The following is a 19,827-nucleotide window of genomic DNA, read 5'->3' on the forward strand; positions in this document are numbered from 1 at the left end:
TCCTCGCCACGCCAATCTGCCAGCACGCAGCCAATGCCACCTGACGGAGCAAGCCATGAACAGTTACGGACTCTTTGTACTCTTCGCCACCCTGACCATTTTGAGCCCGGGGCCTGGTGTGGTCCTGACCCTGTCCAACGCGGTGCGCCACGGTTGGAGGGGCGCCGTGCCGGGCATTCTGGGGATCGCGTCGGGGGCGTTTGTCGTCGCTGCCATCAGCGCCACCAGTGTTGGCCTGATACTCAGCACCTCCGCGAATGCCTTTACCGCGTTGAAATACGCAGGGGCTGCCTATTTGTTGTACCTGGGCTACAAAAGCTGGCGCTCGGATCGTTTCAGCACGCTACCTGAAACGCGCCCCTCAAGCCCGGGTTATCGCTTCCTTGAAGCGGCTTCGATGCAGCTTCTGAACCCCAAGGCGGTGTTTTTCTTTTTGGCAGTGTTCCCGCAATTCATCGACACTTCGGCGCACTTCTACAGCCAGTTCATCAAGCTGGTCGCCTCCTACGGCGTACTGGTGATCCTGGTGCATGGCAGCTATGCCTTGCTCGCCAACGCCGCCAAAGGCTGGTTGTCGAGCTCGAAGGGTTCCTGGCTGGCCGCGAAAGTCTCGGGCGTGACCTTCGCCGGCTTTGGAGTACTCATGGCCTCGACCAGTCGCTAAGTCGCAGGACTGGCGATCGCGCGGCGCCTGTTCTCGGTGGACGTGACTGGCGCTATCGTTCCCTGAACCGGCAGTTCAACGGCGAACCGGCGACTGAGTTCCTTGCGCCCCACCGCTGTCAACGCCAACGCCCGACTGTCCAGGTCCTGCGTCACCCATTGGCGTTTGATCGCCGTTTGCAACAACGCCGCGCCCAAGGCACCGCCAAGGTGCGGCCGGCGCATGCTCCAGTCCAGGCACGGGCAGGCGAAGCGGCGGCGCAAGGTGCCGAGGTCTTTGACGTCGATGCCCAATCCTTCGAACAACGCTTCACCACTGTCGCTCAATCGATAAGCCTGCTCATCGGTTTGCAGCAACCACCCCGCGTCGATCATCCGGTCATGTAGCACCACCGCCAACGTGCCGGCCATGTGGTCGTAACAGGTGCGGGCGAATTGCAGGCGGTCCGGGGTGCGCGGGTTGAACGTCGGCGCGGCGTTCTGGCCGATCACCATCAGTGCTTCGAGTGCCTGGGCCACGCGTTTGTCCGCGAGGCTGTAATAGCGATGGCGGCCCTGAACGTGCAAACGCACCAGCGCCAGTTCCTTGAGCTTGGCCAGGTGTGCGCTGGCGGTCGAGGCGCTGACTTCGGCAACCGCCGCCAGCTCGGTGCTGGTACGGGCGTGGCCGTCCATCAGCGAGCAGAGGATTTTCGTCCGCGCAGGCTCTGCAATCGCTGCGGCCACTTGAGAGACGCCGACGTCGTGTTGTTCTGCGTTCATATTTCGCTCCCGGACGAATCAAGGCCCTTTCGGACTAGAGATAGTAGCAACACTTTTCAACCATCGATAAGGCTGCGACCCATGGACCCGATCATCGCTGCGACTCACGCCGACCCTTACCCCTATTACGCGCAACTGCGTGCCGAGGGTGGATTGGTTTTTCATCAGGGACTGAAACTGTGGGTGGCCAGCAGCGCCCGAGCGGTCGCTGCCGTGCTGGCGCATCCGGATTGCCATGTGCGGCCGGCGCATGAGCCGGTGCCCAAGGCAATTGCTCAGGGCATCGCCGGTAAAGTGTTCGGTCAGTTGATGCGAATGAATGAGGGCGAGCGGCAGCGTTGCCCGAGGACGGCGATTGAGCCAGGGCTGGCGCTGATTGATGTGAACGAGGTCAACGAACGGGTAGCCGCTCGGTTGATTACCCCTGGCGCCGATGGGTTGTACACGGCGATGTTTCGCGGGCCGGTCTGCGTGGTGGCAGCGTTGCTGGGCTTTTCTCCGGCTCAGGGCCGGGCCATCAGCGAGCTGACCGCAGACTTCGTCGCCTGCCTGTCGCCCCTCAGCAATCAGGCACAACTGGACACCGCCCATGTTGCGGCAGAACAGCTGAAGGGATATTTCATCGAGCTTCTGGCTGATCCGAACAATCGAAGCGCCCTGCTCGCCGGTATCCGGCAGCGCTTCGCCACCTCGACCGACCCGGAAACCTTGATCGCCAACCTGATCGGCCTGTTCTCCCAGACCTGTGAAGCCACCGCCGGGCTGATCGGCAATGCGCTACTGGCATTGAATCGCAACCCGCAGCTCGATTTGACTCAGATTGGCGAGCTGATCGCCGAAGTGCAGCGCTTCGATCCTTCAGTGCAAAACACCCGCCGCTTCGTCGCAGCGCCCTGCGAAATCGACGGCGTGAACCTGAACCCCGGCGACGTGATTCTGGTGCTGCTGGCCTCGGCCAATCGTGATCCGCAGCTTAATGACGATCCCGATACGTTCCTGCTCGAGCGCCCAAACCGCCGCAGCTTCACCTTCGGCGCCGGCCGTCATCAATGCCCAGGGCAGGCGCTGGCCTTGAGTATCGCCCGCGCGACGCTGGTTGAGATCCTGGCGATGAAACCTGCTTTGGGTCGGTTGACCTGGCACTACCGCCCTTCCCTTAACGGGCGCATTCCTTTGTTTACTGATCTGCCGAACGCCTGACAGAGCGTGTCATCGTTCATCGCGAGCAGGCCCGCTTGGGTACGCATCGCAACACAGTACCTGGGGTTCAGCAGTCATCATATTGGGCAAGCTGGCGGTGAGTCGGGCGCTGGACAAGATCGATCCGCAGGAGGCTTAACGTGCTGATCGTTCCAACTTCTATGTGGGAACGATCATAAAACTGCGCCGATCCCAATGTAGGAGCTGCCGAAGGCTGCGATCTTTTGATCTTAAATGATTCAACTGCCGCCAAAGATCAAAAGATCGCAGCCTTCGGCAGCTCCTACGCCGACCGGGCACACCCGTAAAATCGAGCTCAGCGCATAGCGACAAGCGCCATTTGTAACTGCGGCCAGAGTTTCAGACCCGTCCTACATCTATCAAATGCCCTTTGATATAGCGTCCGCATCGCTTTCAAAAGATGAAACCAGGACGCTCATGGCTCGAAAAACAGACATACCTCGGGTTCAAAACCCACCGTCAGGCGACGGGCACCACATCACCAGCCGCTACATGACCGCCACTGAACTGGCAGAGCGCGACGCCAGGCAAAAATCCTATGATGACATGTTGGCCCGACAGCAGGCGGAGTTGGCACTGCTGGCACCGGGATGGGTGCTGCTGGCGCAGGCGTAGTGCCCGCTGGTGTTGCAGCTGGAGCCTTGGCCGGAATGGTTGCATTGCTGTGGCCGTCGAGTTTGGGCGACAGCAACCACGAAACAGGTGAACAGATAGACCCCGCGAAACCCGGCAGAACCACCACGAAATAAATTAGGAGGTTATTTATGTTTTTATGGATCAGTGGTTTTTTAAAAGGTGATGACGAAGATGATTCCCTAAAGTACGACTTTACAGTTCGACCTGAGATTGAAGTCGCGGTAATGGGTGTTCTTGGCTGGAAAAGTCTTGAAGAAAGCGCGGATGGAGAATGGTTACTAACCGGCGAGCAAATCCAACAAATCGCAATAGCTCTCAATGAGCAATTACCGACCGAACTGGATCTCTTCATAGGGGTGCGAGAGTAGGTACAACTGAGATGGGAGTTAAAAAGTGAGCCTTCTCTACCAAGATCCAACAATGAGCCACGAGGAAGCGACGAGACTTCTAGCTAGCGGCGTAGAAACCAGCGTTGTCGCCGCATTGATTTCTATTGGCCTGAATGAACAAGACAAGTCCAGGGCTCAGAACACCTGTCTGAAGTACCTTGAGAGTGAGTCCGAATCAGTTGCAGCATCTGCCATCACCGCGCTAGGCCACATAGCCCGCAGACATGTTGATCTGGACGTGGGTGCTGTCATCCCGGCCCTTGAGAAGGTGAAGGAGAAATTTCCCTCCCTGGAAGGGATTGTGGCGGACACCCTTGATGATATTGAGGCATTCCCTGATTCGCCGTTTAGGCAAAAGAACATTTTTTCCGCGAACCGAACACTGAATTGTGGCGAGGGAGCTTGCTCCCGCTCGGGTGCGCAGCAGCCGCAAAACTGGCGAGTGGAGATTCCCTGAAACGCCGCATGCACAGGTTTCAGGGTCGCTGCGCAACCCAACGGGGGCAAGCCCCCTCGCCACAGATAGCAAAAACCCCGCTCTCTCCTCTCAGAAACAGCGGGGTTAATCATTTCAATTCACTCGCCCATCAATCATCCCGCGTCAGCACTTCCAGCAATTCAATCTCGAAAATCAGATTCGAATTCGGCGTAATCGCCCCCATCGAGCGCTCGCCGTAGGCCAGGTGCGCCGGCACCAGCAACTTGCGCTTACCGCCGACCTGCATGCCCATGATTCCCTGGTCCCAGCCCTTGATCACCCGCCCGGTACCAATCACGCACTGAAAAGGCTTGCCCCGGCTGTAGGAGGAGTCGAACTCAGTGCCGTCTTCCAGCCACCCGCGATATTGGGTGGTGATCAGCGCTCCTTTGACGGCGGCTTTGCCGTCGCCCACTTCAAGGTCGATTACCTGCAACTCATCATTCATGACATTTCACTCTATCTGTGCGCCTGCCCGAGCGGGCTTGATGGGCGCCGTTTTCCCAGAAATGCAGGCCATTGGCAACCATTTCGCTCTGCATCCGGCAGTGGTCGTGAACTGGGCACTATACGAAAACTGCCTGATCGCCACTCGGCGACTTTTCGTACAGACCCAAATTTACACAACAGGACTTATGTAACCCGACAATACGCCGATACCGTGCAGCGGCACGGAAGCACCGAAGCAGCACTTACTCCATAGAAGGCAGGAGCCTGAACAATGTTTGAACACATCTGGCGCAGCATCCATTCCCCGGGCTACTTCCCCAACGTACTGGAGTGGATGATCAATATTCTCCTCAACCCGTTCATGGTGATTATGTGCCTGATGGTCGGAGCGCTGGCCGGTAAATGGTGGAGAGCCATCCCCTACGGCAGCCTCATTTGTTATGTGGTGTTCCTGAGCCGGTCGTCATTCTATCGGTGGGGAAGCATTTTCCCCGAAGCCGGCCTGCCTGCGCTGTTGATTGATGGCGCACTGCTGGCCCTCCTCGGCTTCTATCTGAAAGGCGTACTCAAAACCCGCTCAGAAGCAAAACCCGAAGGCCATTGGTTGCGTAGGCTTTATCAAAGCCTGAAGGTCGTCATGCTGACAGTCATGGTGATGTTCTGGGTACTCGTCGTGCTGTTTGTCGTGACCTTCACCGTCTCGGTCGCGACCCAACCGTCAGTGGCGCGCTGACCCACCTCCTGCTTGCCAGGGTCTGTACGAAAAGTCGCCGAGTGTCGATCAGGCAAAAACAGGCGAAGAAGCGGAGTTTACGGGTTGTAAATGAGCATTCCGAGCCTGTTTTTAACGCAGCATGATCGACACGCAGGCAGTTTTTCGTACAGAGCCTTAATATACCCGCCACCTCCCCCACGGTTCGATACGCCATGAGCGCAATTCCTCAATGAGTCAGCTCTGGACCGACGTCACCATCGGCTCACTTACCCTTGCCCTGATCATCGCGCTGATCTGGCGCGATCGTTCGTTGCAAAAGCAGTTGGCGGAGTGTCGTGCGCTGATCGACAGCCTCACCGAGGGACAAAGCATCCACCAGGAAGGAGACGCCGAGCGCTTCAAACGCAGCCAATACTTCGCCCGCATCGGCACCTGGGACTGGGAGGTCGATACCGACAAGCTCTATTGGTCGGATGCAATCTACGGGATGTTCGGGTTCAAGATCGGCGAGGTGACGCCCTCCTACGCCCTGTTCTGTTCCTGCGTACACCCGGACGACCGGGTCAAGGTCCGCGCCGGTGAACTGCGTTGCCTTGAAACCGGCGAAAACCACGACGAGGAATACCGCGTGGTCTGGCCGGATGGCAGCATCCGCTGGCTGCGGGAAACCGGCAATGTGGTCAAGAATGAGCATGACGCAACGATCAAGATGATGGGCGTGGTACGCGACATCACCGAAGAAAAAGCCTCCGCCAGTTACCTGCAACACCTGGCCCACTATGACCCGCTGACCGGCCTGCCCAATCGCCTGGTGCTCGAAGAACGCCTGTCCAATGCCCTGGAACAGGCCCGCCTCAGCACCACGCGGGTGGCACTGGTGTTTGTCGACCTCAATGGGTTCAAGGCGATCAACGACCACTATGGCCATGCGGCCGGCGACCGCGTGCTGATCACCACCGCGACACGCCTGAAGAGAATCCTGCGCTCAACCGACACCGTCGCCCGAATCGGCGGCGACGAATTCGTGGTCATCCTCCAGGGCCTTCCCCAAGGCAACAGCCTGCAAGACGAAGCTCGCAGCATCTGCCAGAAAATCTTCATCGAACTCGCACCGCCGGTGACCATCGGCAACGACCAGCGCCACATCGGCAGCAGCCTTGGGGTTGCGGTGTTCCCGGACCATGCGCCGAGCATGGACCGGTTGATTCACATTGCCGACCTGGCGATGTATGAGGCCAAGCGCAGTGGGAATAATCAGTATCGGTTGGGGAACATCAGCCCGATACGCGTTCACAGCGAATAGCCTTGGGTAAACGCCGCGTCTCTGGGTCGGCAGAATTGATCCGCTTCATGCATCAATACATACCAACTATGCAATTAACATATCGATGTCCCTGCTCCACTATCCACCCCAATAAGAACCGTGCACCGCGTCCAGGCAGTGCACGTCATAAAAGCGGTGGAGTACACGTCAATGACAGCATCAATCCATTCCGGTCGCTCCCGGACCAGTGCGATTTTCCGAGTGACCTCGGGCAACTTCCTCGAGCAATTCGATTTCTTCCTTTTCGGCTTCTATGCCACACAGATCGCTGCCGTATTTTTCCCTGCCAGCAGCGAGTTTGCGTCCCTGATGATGACGTTCGCGGTGTTCGGCGCCGGCTTCCTGATGCGTCCGTTGGGCGCCGTGATACTGGGCGCTTACATCGATGATGTGGGGCGCCGCAAAGGGCTGATCGTCACCCTGTCGATCATGGCCAGCGGTACGATTCTGATTGTGCTGGTGCCCGGATACGAAACCATCGGGCTGTTCGCCCCGGCCATCGTGCTGATCGGCCGATTGTTGCAAGGCTTCTCGGCCGGTGCGGAACTGGGCGGTGTATCGGTGTACCTCGCGGAGATCGCCACTCCCGGCAACAAAGGTTTCTTCACCAGTTGGCAATCAGCGAGCCAGCAAGTGGCGATCATCGTCGCGGCGGCTTTGGGCTATGGTCTGAACCAATGGATGGCGCCGACGATGATTGCCGATTGGGGATGGCGGATTCCGTTTTTCGTCGGCTGCATGATCGTGCCTTTCATCTTCTTCCTGCGCCGTAACCTGGAAGAAACCGAAGAGTTCGCCGCCCGCAAACATCGGCCAAGCATGGGCGACGTGTTCCGCACCCTGGGACAGAACTGGGTCATCGTGTTCGCCGGGATGATGATGGTCGCCCTGACCACTACCGCGTTCTATCTGATCACCGTGTACGCGCCGACCTTCGGCAAAACCGTGCTGCACCTGAATACCTCCGATGCGCTGTTGGTGACCTTGCTGGTGGGCGTTTCGAATTTTTTCTGGTTGCCGATTGGCGGTGCGCTTTCGGATCGCATCGGTCGTCGCCCAGTACTGATCACCATGGCGTTGCTGACGTTGGCCACGGCCTACCCAGCGCTGACTTATCTGGTGCAAGCACCGAGCTTCATCAACATGCTGTTGGTGCTGCTGTGGCTGTCGTTCATTTATGGCTTGTACAACGGCGCGATGATCGCCGCGCTGACGGAAATCATGCCGGTCGAGGTTCGGGTCGCAGGTTTCTCTTTGGCTTATAGCTTGGCGACGGCGGTGTTCGGCGGTTTCACACCGGCCATATCGACCTTCCTGATCCAGTACACCGGCGATAAGGCCGCACCCGGTTACTGGATGAGTTTCGCCGCGCTCTGTGCCCTGTGCGCGACGCTGTTTCTCTATCGCCGTGCCTCTGGCCGCCTGCAACCGGCCGTGTCGTGAACCACCCAACCTCTAACTGCGAGAGCTATTTGATGAAAAGGTTTTTCAACTTCACCGCCCTGGCCCTGGTGGCCAGTCTCGGTCTGAGTTCGATCGCCCAGGCTGAAGAAATCCGTGTAATGACCTCCGGTGGTTTCACGGCGGCCTACAAAATCCTCGGTCCGAAATTCGCCGAGTCTAGCGGCAACACCTTGGACACCGCCCTCGGTCCATCCATGGGAAAAGCCCCGGAAGCGATTCCCAATCGTCTGGCCCGCGGTGAGAAAGCCGACGTGGTCATCATGGTCGGCTATGCCCTCGACGACCTGATCAAGCAAGGCAAAGTCGATCCCGCTTCACGGGTCGAACTGGCGGATTCGCGGATCGGCATGGTGGTGCGTGAAGGTGCGCCGAAGCCGGACATCAGCTCGGTGGAAGGCCTGAAAAAAACCCTGCTCGACGCCAAGTCAGTCGCCTACTCCGACAGTGCCAGCGGCGTGTATATCGAGGATCAACTGTTCAAGCGTCTGGGCATCGAAAACCAGCTCAAACCCAAATCGAAGATGATCCCGAAAATCCCGGTGGGCTCGGTGGTTGCCACCGGCGATTATCAACTGGGCTTCCAGCAGGTCAGCGAATTGCTACCGGTGCCTGGGGTGAGTTTTGTGGCGAAAATTCCGGAATCGGTGCAATCGGTCACCCGTTTCGCCGCCGGTATTCCGGTCAATGCGCAACACCCGGCCGAGGCCAAGGCGCTGCTTGAGTACCTGGCCTCCAGCGCAGCCCAGCCGGACGTAAAAGCGACGGGGCTGGACTCAGTCAGCCACTGACCGAAGGTTGCTGGACTTTCATTTCCACCACCAGGCGCTCTAACGCCAATGCCGCCGGGGTTAACGTACGACCCCGGCGCTTGATCAAACCAACATTGCGCATCACCTGCGGATCGGTCAACGGTACCCGCGTCAGAATCGGGTGGTCCGCCGCCGGCATCGCCATCAACGGCACGGCCGCCACGCCCAACCCGGCCTCCACCAGACCGATCATGGTCGTCACATGACGGGTTTCGCAAATGCTCGGCCGCTGCGGCACCACGCCAGCCAGCGCTTGATCCAGCAAAAAGCGATTGCCCGAAGTCTTGTCCAGCGAGATGTAATCCTGCTGATAAAACTCATCCCATGTCACGCTGCTGCGTCCCGCAAGGGGGTGATCTCGTCTGCACGCCACCACATAACCTTCCTGCACCAGCGGCTCGAAATCGACTTCGGCCTCCAGGGTGCCCATGAAGCTCAGGCCAAAGTCCGCTTCACCGTTGACCACGGCACTCAATACCTCGTGAGCACTGGAGTCGAGCACCTTGACCTTGATCCGCGGAAATTGCCGATGGTAGTGGGCGATCACGCGCGGCATGAAGTAGTAGGCCGCCGACGGCACACAGGCGACGGTGACATGCCCGAGCCGGGTCGAGGCGACTTCGCTGATGCCCAGTAGCGCCACGTCCAGGTCATCCAGCAGGCGCTCGACGCTGGGCATGAAACCACGCCCGGCCTGAGTCAGGCTGACCCGGCGAGTCGTGCGCTCGAACAATTTGACGCCCAGAGCGTCTTCGAGCTTTTCGATCCGCCGGCTGAGGGCTGGTTGGGAGATGCGTACGGTGTCCGCAGCCTTGCGAAAGCTGCCCTGCTCCACCACGGCGCGAAAGGCTTGCAGATCGTTAAGGTCGAAATTGATGGCCATGGTACGCACTCGGGAACGAACAGTTTGATCAGCTTATCCTATGAATGTCACTAATTGATGCTAAATGTAACGACATCTTGGGTGCCTGCAAAACTGCCATCGCAAGGCCCAAACATTTTCGTTCATGGCTGACGCATCCGGCTCCAGCCTTTATCCTGTGCGCCCCCGCCGTATCGAGTTTTTGGAGTTTCCCATGCCCCACGAAGGCAACCTGTTACAAGCCGCTGTCGTTTTTTTATTCGCGGCGGTGCTCACCGTTCCCTTGGCCAAGCGCCTGCAACTGGGGGCGGTGCTCGGCTATCTGTTTGCCGGGGTGATCATCGGTCCGTCGGTTTTGGGCTTGATCGGCAACCCGCAAAGCGTCAGCCACATCTCCGAACTCGGAGTGGTGTTGCTGCTGTTCATCATTGGCCTCGAGCTGTCGCCGCGTCGTTTGTGGGTGATGCGCAAATCGGTGTTCGGCGTGGGCCTGGCGCAGGTGCTGTTGACCGGTTCGGTGATTGGCGTGCTGGCGTTGTTCGTGTTCGGCCAGTCCCTGAACAGTGCCATCGTGTTGGGCTTGGGCCTGGCGTTGTCGTCCACCGCGTTTGGCTTGCAAAGCCTGGCCGAGCGCAAGGAGCTGACCAGCCCCCATGGGCGGTTGGCGTTCGCGATTTTGCTGTTCCAGGACATCGCCGCGATCCCTTTGATCGCGATGGTGCCGTTGTTGGCCGGCGGTGATCACACCAGCAGCGCGGCCGAAGATTTGAACCATGGCTTGCGGGTGCTGGGCAGCATCGCGGTGGTGGTGATCGGCGGGCGTTATCTGTTGCGCCCGGTGTTTCGCGTAGTGGCCAAGACCGGTCTGCCGGAGGTGTCCACTGCCACCGCGTTGCTGGTGGTGATCGGCACGGCGTGGCTGATGGACCTGGTCGGCGTGTCCATGGCACTCGGCGCGTTCCTCGCCGGTTTGCTGCTGGCGGATTCCGAATACCGTCACGAACTGGAAGCGCAGATCGAACCGTTCAAGGGTCTGCTGCTGGGGCTGTTTTTCATCAGCGTCGGCATGGGCGCCAATTTGAGTCTGCTGCTCAGTGCGCCGGTCGTGGTGCTGGGGCTGACCGTGCTGCTGATCGCCATCAAGCTGCCGCTGCTGTTTGTGGTCGGTCGACTGGCCGGGGGGTTGGGCAAGGTTAATGCGATTCGTTTGGGGATCGTGCTGGCGGCCGGTGGTGAGTTTGCCTTTGTGGTGTTCAAGATCGGTCGGGACCAGGGCTTGTTCGAACCGCGCCTGTACGACTTGCTGGTGCTGACCATCACCCTGTCGATGGCGCTGACGCCGCTGTTGCTGCTGGCCTGCGCAAGACTGGTCAAACCCAAGGTGCAACCGGTGGAGGTGCCGCAGAAGTTCCGCGAAATCGACGCCGACACGCCCCGCGTGGTCATCGCGGGCATGGGCCGCATGGGTCAGATCGTGGCGCGGATTCTGCGGGCGCAGAACATCAAGTTCATCGCCCTCGACACCTCGGTGGAAACCATCGAACTGTCCCGCAGCTTCGGCGGTGTGCCAGTGTTCTACGGCGACCCGATGCGCCCGGAAATCCTCAGCGCGGCCAAGGTCGAGCAAGCGGAGTTCTTTGTGATCGCCACCGATGATCCGGACACCAACATCAAGACGGCCGAGGTGGTGCACAAGCTTTATCCGCACATCAAGATCATCGCCCGCGCCCGTAACCGTCAGCATGTGCACCGCTTGGTGGATGTCGGGGCGCAGGCAGTGCGGGAAACCTATTACTCCAGCCTGGAAATGACCCGGCGCACCTTGGTAGGACTGGGGCTGACCCAAGCCCAGGCGGATGCACGGATCAAACGCTTTACTCATCACGACGAACAGGTGCTGGAGGCTCAGCACGCGGTGTATGACGATGCGGCCAAGGTGATGCAAACGGCGCAGGAAGCGCGGGCGGAACTGGCGAAGTTGTTTGAGTCGGATCAGCTGGAAGAGCAAGCGGGCAAGGTTTGAGTTGATTGTGAGGGCCTCTTCGCGGGCAAGCCTCGCTCCTACGGAGTTTGTTGCGGCAAACACACTCCCCCATAGGAGCGAGGCTTGCCCGCGAAGAACGATAACGCGGTGCATTGGATAAATAACAACAACCAAGGAATCCACAATGTCTGAGCAACCCGCCCCCGCCCTGAAGGAAATCTTCAACGCCGAACGCCTCGCGCACATCGCCACCGAGATGACGGCGGTCTATCCCGGGTTCGATGCCAAGGCCTTCCTGAAGCTGGCCAAAACCGGTCTGGCGGACCTCTCTGTCATGCAACGCATGGCCCGCGTCAGTGAATGCCTGCACGCGGTGTTGCCGCTCGGTTATGAAGACTCCCTCGACGTATTGCGCGCCCTCGCCCCGCGCCTGAACAGTGCCTTCGTCAGCATGTTTTTGCCGCACTATGTCGCGACCTACGGCGCTCACGCGTTCGATCTGTCGATGGATGCGCTCAAATACTTCACGACCTTCGGCTCATCGGAATTCGCCATCCGGCACTTTCTGCGCCGTGATTTCGAGCGCTCGTTGGCGCTGATGCACGACTGGTCGCTGGACGACAACGAACACGTCCGGCGCCTGGCCAGCGAAGGCAGCCGACCGCGCCTGCCATGGTCGTTTCGCCTGGAGCCGGTCCAGGCCGACCCGACACTGGCGGCCGCGATCCTCGACAACCTCAAGGCCGACGACAGCCTGTACGTGCGCAAATCCGTGGCCAACCACCTCAACGACATCACCAAGGATCATCCCGAGTGGGTGCTGGACCTGATCGAAGGCTGGTCGCTGGACAACAAACACACGACGTGGATCGCCAGGCACGCCCTGCGTAGCTTGATCAAACAGGGCAACCCACGGGCGCTGGCGATCATCGGCGCGGGCGGCAAGCCTGAGGTTGAAATCATCAAGGTGAAGGTCGAGCCAGCGGTCATTCGCCTGGGTGAAAAAATCACTTTGTCCTTCGCAGTGAAATCCACGGTCCAGGACAGTCAGCGATTGGTGATCGACTACGCCATCGATTACGTCAAAGCCAACGGCAGCACCTCGGCGAAGGTGTTCAAACTCAAGGCCCTGACGCTTCCCGGCGAGGCTACCGAGTCCATTGCGCGCAGTCAGCACATCAAAGAACTCACCACCCGAAAGCATTACCTTGGCCTGCACGCCGTGCACATTCTGGTCAACGGCGAACGGCTGGCCAGCACCGCATTCGAAATTCTCGCGTGACGTGAAATACGGTCCCGTAGGAGCTGGCGCAGCCTGCGATCTTTTGGCGGCTGCAAGACCGCTGAACATCAAGATCAAAAGATCGCAGCCTGCGGCAGCTCCTACGGGGGAGCGGCGTCTTGCAGCAGATCAACGTCAGCTACCCACTCACCACAGCAGAGCGCACCTACTTGGGCAGATCAATTTTATCCAGCACCCGGTTCGCGGTGATCTCCGCCACCATGATGCTGTTTGAAATACCCAGCAGGGCGTAGCGCGACTCACCCTCCAGATGATCCACCAACTGATGGACCATCACATCGACCGAGGCCAGTGTCTCGACCAAAAAAATCGCCAGGGTTTCGGTCGTGGCCTCTGGGGCCACAGCAAACAGCCTGCTGGGTTTACGCGCGGTGGCTTTGATGTCGGCATTCGACGGAAAGTGGAAGTTCAGAGCCCGCTCGGCGGCCTCGTTGAGCTTCTTTGAATCGGGTTCGTACGGGGAGACCGGATCGGCGTCCGGCGGATTGGGCGTAACCTTCAACATAAGCTGGCTTCTCTGATTGGGTGCCACCCTCCTGCGACTAAACGAGAGGGAGGCAGCTGTACGCAGGTTAGTCGACCGGGGAAGCTAGCAAAGCCGGCGCGCCCGAAGGCGCCCTGCGCACAACCACCATCAAGTGCAGGCATGGGAATGCCTGACTGACAAGAGCTTGTACACCTTGCTTATAACCCCGAGCGACTAAACCCGATCACTGATGGGCAGTGACGGGAATCAAGTTACCGAGCGGGCCCAAGGCGGACAAGCCGGCGGATTCTGTCTTACGTGTAGGGGGTGGCGCAAGGCGTTGTAGCCTTTGGATGGTAACGGCAAGCTTCATTTAAACGATCGCGATTGTTCTTGTTTAAGCGCAAGAAAGCTCGCCGTTAACAAGCAACGATTAGAACTATTGCGAAGAGATCTAATGAACTGTCAGTTCTAACAGGTCACTTTCAGTTTGGCCGGGGCTAAGCTGCGTCCACTGGAATGAGTTGAGGTGTTCATCATGTCTCGCAATCGTTACCTGTTGCCGCTGGGCGTTCTCTTGTTGGCGACGCTGCCGGTGTTCCGCGATGTCCAAGGCGGCCAGTGGACGCCCTTACAATCCGAAGTGAACTTCCAATGCGACAACGGCGTCACGACGCTGGGCTACAGTGTTTATGTTGTCGGCAACCGTCCAGAGTTAGGGAGTTGGGATCCGACCAACGCCGTAAAACTCGCCCCTACTGCCTACCCAACATGGACCGGCAAGGTACTTTTCCCAGGCACGGACGATGGCAAAGATGTGGAGTGGAAGTGTGTCGTGCGCAACGAGACCATACCGACCGACGTGCGGAAGTGGCAGAGCAATCCCAACAACATAGTGAAGGTGAGTTTCAAAACAACAAGTGTCGGCACGTTCTGAGGCGTGAGTGAACATATGGAAAAGTGAATCTGTCACTCTTCCTAGATCAAAAGATCGCAGCCTTCGGCAGCTCCTACAAGGGAATGGAGCCTCGCAGCAGAGCCTGCTCACGCTCACACAACTCCACCACGTAATCCCACAACACCCGCAGCCGCACCGACTTGTGCAGCTCGCGCCGGGTGCTGATCCAATAACTGCGCTGGATGCTTTCGTCCGGCAGCAACGGCACCAGTTCAGGATCGGCGCTGGCCATGTAGCACGGCAGCACCGCGATGCCGAGGCCCGAGCGCGCGGCCTGTTGCTGGGCGATGACGCTGGTGCTGTGAAACACCACCTGGGGGTTGCGGCAGAAGCTGTTGAGGAACATCAGTTCCTGGCTGAACAGCAAGTCGTCGACGTAACCGATCCACGCATGGCGGCCGAGGTCTTCGCGGCTGCGCAGTGGTGGCGAGCGGTCCAGATAGGCCTGGCTGGCGTAGAGCGCCAGTCGATAGTCGGTGAGTTTGCGGGTGACCAGCATGTCGGCGGCCGGGCGTTCGAGGTGAATGCTGATCTCCGCTTCACGGTTGAGGATGCTGACGAAGCGCGGCACCGCCACCAGTTCCACTTCCAGCCCAGGATAGCGTTCGAACAAGCCGTTCATGCGGCTGGCGAGGAACATGATGCCCAGCCCCTCCGTCACCCCGACGCGGATCTTGCCCAGCGGCGCGGTGGATTGGGTGATTTCTTCCTGAGCCAGCAACGCGACGTTTTCCATGGCCTCGGCGTGCTTGAGCAGCGCTTCGCCGGCCGGGGTCAATTCGTAGCCCTGGGCATGCTGGACGAACAGTGCGGTGCCGAGGCTTTTTTCGATGGCCTCGATGTGCCGGGCCACGGTGGCGTGGGTGGTGTTCAAGCGGCGGGCGGCGGTCAGCAAACGGCCGCTGCGCTGCAATTCGAGAAAAAACCGCAGGTCATTCCAGTCGAACATGAACCATCCTTGACGTTATGCCGTTAATAACGCTGTTTAAAAACGCACAGCAGCTGCGCAAAAACTAACATTCTTTTAACGAAAGCTAACAACTAGGATGACCGACAACAAGAACAACAATACGAGGTCAGGGATGCAGACTTCCCTTGATGAATACGACTACATCGTGGTCGGCGCCGGGCCGGCCGGGTGTTTGCTGGCCAATCGACTGTCAGCCAACCCGCAACACCGCGTGTTGCTGCTCGAAGCCGGCGGCCGCGACAACTATCCGTGGATTCACATCCCCGTGGGTTACCTGTTCTGCATCGGCAACCCGCGCACCGACTGGTGTTTCAAGACCGAGTCGCAACCGGGCCTGCAAGGCCGCGCCCTGAGCTACCCGCGCGGCAAGGTACTCGGCGGCTGTTCCTCGATCAACGGCATGATCTACATGCGCGGCCAGGCTGGCGACTACGATGGCTGGGCGGCCGAGGGTAATCCTGGGTGGGGCTGGCAAGACGTGCTGCCGCTGTTCAAACAGAGCGAAAACCATTTTGCCGGCGATTCGGAGTTTCACGGCGCCGCTGGCGAATGGCGGATCGAGCGGCAACGTCTGTCGTGGCCGATTCTCGATGCCTTCCGCACTGCTGCCGAACAAAGCGGCATTGCCAGCATCGATGACTTCAACCAGGGCGACAACGAAGGCTGCGGCTATTTCCAGGTCAACCAGAAAGCCGGGGTGCGCTGGAACGCGGCCAAGGCGTTTCTCAAACCGGTCCGCCACCGCGCCAATCTCACGGTGCTGACCGACGTTGAAGTCGACCGCGTGCTGCTGGAAAACGGCCGTGCCTCGGCGGTCAGCGCCCGTTGGCAAGATAAGGCGAAAACCTTCAAGGCACGCAAGGAAATCATTCTGTGTGCCGGCTCCGTCGGTTCACCGGGCATCCTGCAGCGTTCAGGCATCGGCCCTCGTCCGTTGCTGCAAAAACTCGGCATCGGTGTTGCCCATGAACTGCCCGGCGTGGGCGGCAACCTGCAGGACCACTTGCAACTGCGGCTGATCTACAAACTGGAAAACGCCCGCACCCTGAACCAGATCGCCGGCACGCTGTGGGGCAAGATGGGCATGGGCCTGCGTTATCTGTATGACCGCAGCGGTCCGCTGTCCATGGCGCCAAGCCAACTCGGCGCCTTCGCCCGTTCGGGACCCGAGCAGACCTCGGCGAACCTCGAATACCACGTGCAACCCCTGTCGCTGGAGCGCTTTGGCGAACCGCTGCACGCCTTCCCCGCCTTCACCGCGTCGGTCTGCGATCTGCGCCCGCAAAGCCGTGGCCGCATAGACATTCGCTCCGCCGACCCGCGGGAAGCGCCACTGATCCAGCCCAATTACCTGAGCCACCCGGAAGACTTGCGTGTGGCAGCCGACGCGATCCGCCTGACTCGCCGCATCGTTTCCGCCCCCGCCCTGCAAGCGTTCAAACCGGTGGAATACCTGCCCGGCGACAGCTTGCAGAGCGAAGAACAACTGCACGAAGCCGCCGCCCGCATCGGCACCACCATTTTCCACCCGGTGGGCACCTGCCGGATGGGCAACGACGCGGACGCAGTAGTCGACGCTGAACTGCGCGTGCATGGCATCCCCGGCCTGCGCATCGCCGACGCTTCGATCATGCCGCGTATCACCTCGGGCAACACCTGCTCGCCGACATTGATGATCGCCGAGAAAGCGGCGCAGCTGATCCTCAACCCCAACACAAGGAGCGTGCCCCCCGAAAAACAACAGGTCACACCGGCCTGAAGCAACACGCAATCCCTGTAGGAGCTGCCGAAGGCTGCGATCTTTTGGCGCCCTTTAAAGCGCTGAAAGATCAAAAGATCGCAGCCTTCGCCAGCTCCTACAGTAGTGAGCGTGTTACGGAAAAGAAATCGATGCAGGTAGCGTCGAATTGACAGTAGCGGCACCCGCCCACAAGGCTGGCGCCGACAGTGGAACAACAAAAACAATCACTGTGAGGGATACCGATATGTCAGAACATGTTCAGCCCCTGGAAGCCGTCCGCAGCGCGGGCACCAGTCAGGAAACCCAGAAAGTCATCTTCGCCTCGTCCCTGGGGACGGTGTTCGAGTGGTACGACTTTTTCCTCTACGGCGCCCTCGCGGCGGTCATCAGCAAACAGTTCTTTGCCGGGGTCAACGACACCACGGCGTTCATCTTCGCGCTGATGGCCTTCGCCGCCGGCTTCATCGTGCGCCCGTTCGGTGCGTTGGTGTTCGGACGCTTGGGGGACATGATCGGGCGTAAATACACGTTCCTCGCGACCATCGTCCTCATGGGCCTGGCGACCTTCTGCGTCGGCTTGCTGCCGACCTACGCGAGCATCGGTATCGCCGCGCCGATAATCCTCGTGGTGCTGCGCATGCTCCAGGGCCTGGCGCTGGGCGGTGAGTACGGCGGCGCTGCCACTTACGTCGCCGAACACGCACCGATCGGCAAGCGCGGCTTCCACACCAGCTGGATTCAATCCACCGCCACCCTCGGCTTGCTGCTGTCGCTGCTGGTGGTGCTGGGCTGCCGTTACTTCACCGGCGACCAGTTCGAAGTCTGGGGCTGGCGTATTCCGTTTCTGTTTTCGATCGTGCTGCTGGGCATTTCCACCTGGATTCGCCTGAGCCTGCACGAGTCGCCTGCGTTCGTGAAAATGAAAGAGGAAGGCAAACTCTGCAAGTCGCCGCTGCGCGATTCCTTCGGCAAATGGGAAAACCTTAAAGTGGTGCTGATCGCCCTGTTCAGCATCAACGCCGGGCAAGCGGTGACCTTCTATGCCGCGCAGTTCTACGTGCTGTTCTTCCTCACGCAGTTCCTGAAAATGGACCCGGCCCTGGCCAACAGTCTGCTGATTGTCAGCGTGATCATTGGCGCACCGTTCTTCATTTTCTTCGGCTGGCTGTCGGATAAAGTCGGGCGCAAACCGGTGCTGATGATCGGCCTGCTGCTGGCGACTGCACTGTACTTTCCGATCTTCAAGTCCATCGCCCACTACGCCAACCCGGCCATCGACCAGGCCAGCCGTCAGGCACCGATCACCGTACTGGCCGACCCGGCCACCTGCACCTTCCAGTTCGACCCGGTGGGCAAGGCGAAATTTGATAGCCCGTGCGACAAGGTCAAAACCTTCCTGGTCAAACAGGGCCTGCCGTACAACAGCGAAGCGGCCCCGACCGGCAGCGGTGTGCAGGTGAGCGTCGGTGACGTGAAGCTCGACGGCTTTGACGAAGCGGCCCTGCGCGGTGCAGTAACCCTGGCCGGGTATCCGTCTAAAGCCGACATCCAGCTGATCAATAAACCGATGATCGTGGCGTTGATCGTCGCGCTGATCATCATCTCCGCCATGTGCTACGGCCCTCTGGCGGCGCTGATGGTTGAACTGTTCCCAACCCGTATTCGCTATACCTCGATGTCCCTGCCCTATCACATCGGTAACGGCTGGTTTGGTGGGTTCCTGCCGACGGTGTCGTTTGCCCTGGTGGTGTACACCGGGGATATTTTCTACGGGCTGTGGTACCCGGTGGTGATTACCGGGGTGAGCCTGGTGGTGGGGATGATGTGTTTGCGGGAGACGAAGAACGTGGACCTCGATAAAAACTGACGACACAAACCTCTAGCGAAGTCTTACCTGTGGCGAGGGGGCTTGCCCCCGTTGGGTCGCGAAGCGGCCCTGAAACCTTATTCGGTGTGTCAGGTACGCCGCGATTGCAGGTTCTGCGACTGCTGCGCAGCCGAACGGGGCGATGCGGCGTTCCGACAAGCCCCCTCGCCACAAAATGCTTTTTGCACATCAGGTCTTGAGCACCTCAAAAGTCACTTCGTCAGGGTAGAACGCCACATACCCGCCAATCTGCGCAACCGACACCTTGGGGTGCTCATAACTCCATACCGCATTGGCACTTTCATGCCCGGGGATCTGTAGGCTGTAATAGCTGGCATCGCCCTTGTACGGGCAATAGCTGGTGTGGTCGGTGCGGGCGAAATACTGTTCGGCGATATCCTCCCGCGGGATGTAGTACACCGGAGGATAATTGGTCTCATGCATGACCAGCGCCCGAGTGGACGACGCCACTTGAATGCCATGGAACTTCACCACCACGCAGCCGGGTTGGGGCTCGATGGTGATGGGTTTACCGGGACCAGGGGCTTTCATGGATAGGTTCCTCTGTTGCTGTTGCGCTGTATCCGTGACCCATCAGGTATACCCCATGTTTCGGCATCGCGAGCACTTCGCAGCCGAACGGAGTGTGCTTCAGTCGCAGGATTGACCGCTGTCATCAACGGCAACAGCTTAAGCTGTACATCCATACAGATAAAGATTGCTCCATCGCTCGTCAACAGCCATTCTGTGCACCTCTCGAACACT

19 protein-coding genes and 1 pseudogene are annotated in these 19,827 nt (G+C 59.3%); 14 read left to right on the forward strand and 6 right to left on the reverse strand.

The features are described from left to right. The first annotated feature begins 55 nt into the window (after window positions 1-55). A complete protein-coding gene (locus LOY36_RS16025) occupies window positions 56-664 on the forward strand; it encodes a LysE family translocator (RefSeq protein WP_258668773.1) in 609 nt (202 codons plus the stop codon). On the opposite strand, the gene LOY36_RS16030 is transcribed toward LOY36_RS16025, so the two are convergent. Then, window positions 661-1,425: a helix-turn-helix transcriptional regulator gene (locus LOY36_RS16030; protein WP_258668774.1), complete on the reverse strand. Its 765-nt coding sequence runs from the start codon at window positions 1,423-1,425 to the stop codon at window positions 661-663. The two genes, LOY36_RS16025 and LOY36_RS16030, sit on opposite strands and share 4 nt — an antisense overlap. Before the next feature lie 81 nt (window positions 1,426-1,506). On the opposite strand from LOY36_RS16030, the gene LOY36_RS16035 reads away from it, so the two are divergent. The 4 genes and pseudogenes from LOY36_RS16035 to LOY36_RS16050 all read left to right on the forward strand — a co-directional run bounded on the left by LOY36_RS16035 (window position 1,507) and on the right by LOY36_RS16050 (window position 4,128). Then, window positions 1,507-2,625 (forward strand): cytochrome P450, encoded by a 1,119-nt coding sequence (locus LOY36_RS16035; protein ID WP_258668775.1) that lies wholly within the window; start codon window positions 1,507-1,509, stop codon window positions 2,623-2,625. 438 nt (window positions 2,626-3,063) lie between these two features. Continuing rightward, window positions 3,064-3,213 (forward strand): annotated as a pseudogene (locus LOY36_RS16040) (S-type Pyocin); the annotation flags it as partial. Window positions 3,214-3,410: 197 nt separating this feature from the next. Then, window positions 3,411-3,650 (forward strand): pyocin S6 family toxin immunity protein, encoded by a 240-nt coding sequence (locus LOY36_RS16045; protein ID WP_258668776.1) that lies wholly within the window; start codon window positions 3,411-3,413, stop codon window positions 3,648-3,650. Window positions 3,651-3,675: 25 nt separating this feature from the next. Further along, complete coding sequence (locus LOY36_RS16050; protein ID WP_309475214.1) at window positions 3,676-4,128, forward strand: hypothetical protein; 453 nt, start codon at window positions 3,676-3,678, stop codon at window positions 4,126-4,128. Between the two features lie 130 nt (window positions 4,129-4,258). Here LOY36_RS16050 and LOY36_RS16055 read toward each other — a convergent pair whose 3' ends face one another. Next, window positions 4,259-4,597 (reverse strand): FKBP-type peptidyl-prolyl cis-trans isomerase, encoded by a 339-nt coding sequence (locus tag LOY36_RS16055; RefSeq protein ID WP_018929733.1) that lies wholly within the window; start codon window positions 4,595-4,597, stop codon window positions 4,259-4,261. Between the two features lie 273 nt (window positions 4,598-4,870). On the opposite strand from LOY36_RS16055, the gene LOY36_RS16060 reads away from it, so the two are divergent. From LOY36_RS16060 to LOY36_RS16075, 4 genes are all read left to right on the forward strand, one after another. Then, window positions 4,871-5,332: a hypothetical protein gene (locus LOY36_RS16060; protein WP_258668779.1), complete on the forward strand. Its 462-nt coding sequence runs from the start codon at window positions 4,871-4,873 to the stop codon at window positions 5,330-5,332. Window positions 5,333-5,543: 211 nt separating this feature from the next. Further along, the gene (locus LOY36_RS16065) at window positions 5,544-6,617 is read left to right on the forward strand and encodes a sensor domain-containing diguanylate cyclase (RefSeq protein ID WP_258668782.1); all 1,074 of its coding nucleotides are present in this window, start codon (window positions 5,544-5,546) and stop codon (window positions 6,615-6,617) included. A 171-nt stretch (window positions 6,618-6,788) separates the two neighbouring features. Beyond that, entirely contained in the window at window positions 6,789-8,081 is a 1,293-nt protein-coding gene (locus LOY36_RS16070) for an MFS transporter (RefSeq protein ID WP_258668783.1), read from the forward strand. Between the two features lie 32 nt (window positions 8,082-8,113). Continuing rightward, window positions 8,114-8,890, forward strand: coding sequence for a substrate-binding domain-containing protein (locus LOY36_RS16075; RefSeq protein WP_018929737.1), 777 nt, complete (start codon window positions 8,114-8,116; stop codon window positions 8,888-8,890). On the opposite strand, the gene LOY36_RS16080 is transcribed toward LOY36_RS16075, so the two are convergent. After that, window positions 8,880-9,794 carry a LysR family transcriptional regulator gene (locus LOY36_RS16080; protein WP_019648867.1) on the reverse strand — a complete coding sequence of 305 codons (915 nt, stop codon included), beginning with the start codon at window positions 9,792-9,794 and terminating at the stop codon, window positions 8,880-8,882. The genes LOY36_RS16075 and LOY36_RS16080 overlap by 11 nt on opposite strands. A gap of 193 nt (window positions 9,795-9,987) precedes the next feature. On the opposite strand from LOY36_RS16080, the gene LOY36_RS16085 reads away from it, so the two are divergent. After that, window positions 9,988-11,796, forward strand: coding sequence for a monovalent cation:proton antiporter-2 (CPA2) family protein (locus tag LOY36_RS16085; RefSeq protein WP_019648866.1), 1,809 nt, complete (start codon window positions 9,988-9,990; stop codon window positions 11,794-11,796). Between the two features lie 145 nt (window positions 11,797-11,941). Next, window positions 11,942-13,039 (forward strand): DNA alkylation repair protein, encoded by a 1,098-nt coding sequence (locus LOY36_RS16090; protein WP_019648865.1) that lies wholly within the window; start codon window positions 11,942-11,944, stop codon window positions 13,037-13,039. A gap of 166 nt (window positions 13,040-13,205) precedes the next feature. Here LOY36_RS16090 and LOY36_RS16095 read toward each other — a convergent pair whose 3' ends face one another. Beyond that, window positions 13,206-13,565, reverse strand: a complete 360-nt coding sequence (locus tag LOY36_RS16095; RefSeq protein ID WP_019648864.1) for a DUF6124 family protein — start codon at window positions 13,563-13,565, stop codon at window positions 13,206-13,208. 499 nt (window positions 13,566-14,064) lie between these two features. On the opposite strand from LOY36_RS16095, the gene LOY36_RS16100 reads away from it, so the two are divergent. Next, entirely contained in the window at window positions 14,065-14,463 is a 399-nt protein-coding gene (locus LOY36_RS16100; protein ID WP_258668787.1) for a carbohydrate-binding module family 20 domain-containing protein, read from the forward strand. Window positions 14,464-14,536: 73 nt separating this feature from the next. On the opposite strand, the gene LOY36_RS16105 is transcribed toward LOY36_RS16100, so the two are convergent. Further along, a complete protein-coding gene (locus LOY36_RS16105) occupies window positions 14,537-15,433 on the reverse strand; it encodes a LysR family transcriptional regulator (protein WP_018929748.1) in 897 nt (298 codons plus the stop codon). A 133-nt stretch (window positions 15,434-15,566) separates the two neighbouring features. On the opposite strand from LOY36_RS16105, the gene LOY36_RS16110 reads away from it, so the two are divergent. Together LOY36_RS16110 and LOY36_RS16115 are read left to right on the forward strand one after the other, a co-directional pair. Further along, a complete protein-coding gene (locus tag LOY36_RS16110; RefSeq protein WP_258668789.1) occupies window positions 15,567-17,213 on the forward strand; it encodes a GMC family oxidoreductase in 1,647 nt (548 codons plus the stop codon). A 226-nt stretch (window positions 17,214-17,439) separates the two neighbouring features. After that, entirely contained in the window at window positions 17,440-19,062 is a 1,623-nt protein-coding gene (locus tag LOY36_RS16115; protein WP_258668796.1) for an MFS transporter, read from the forward strand. A gap of 189 nt (window positions 19,063-19,251) precedes the next feature. Here LOY36_RS16115 and LOY36_RS16120 read toward each other — a convergent pair whose 3' ends face one another. Continuing rightward, complete coding sequence (locus LOY36_RS16120; RefSeq protein ID WP_258668798.1) at window positions 19,252-19,614, reverse strand: DUF427 domain-containing protein; 363 nt, start codon at window positions 19,612-19,614, stop codon at window positions 19,252-19,254. Between the last annotated feature and the right edge of the window lie 213 nt (window positions 19,615-19,827).

Origin of the sequence: Pseudomonas sp. B21-019 (assembly GCF_024749225.1) — a bacterium.
Taxonomy (GTDB): domain Bacteria; phylum Pseudomonadota; class Gammaproteobacteria; order Pseudomonadales; family Pseudomonadaceae; genus Aquipseudomonas.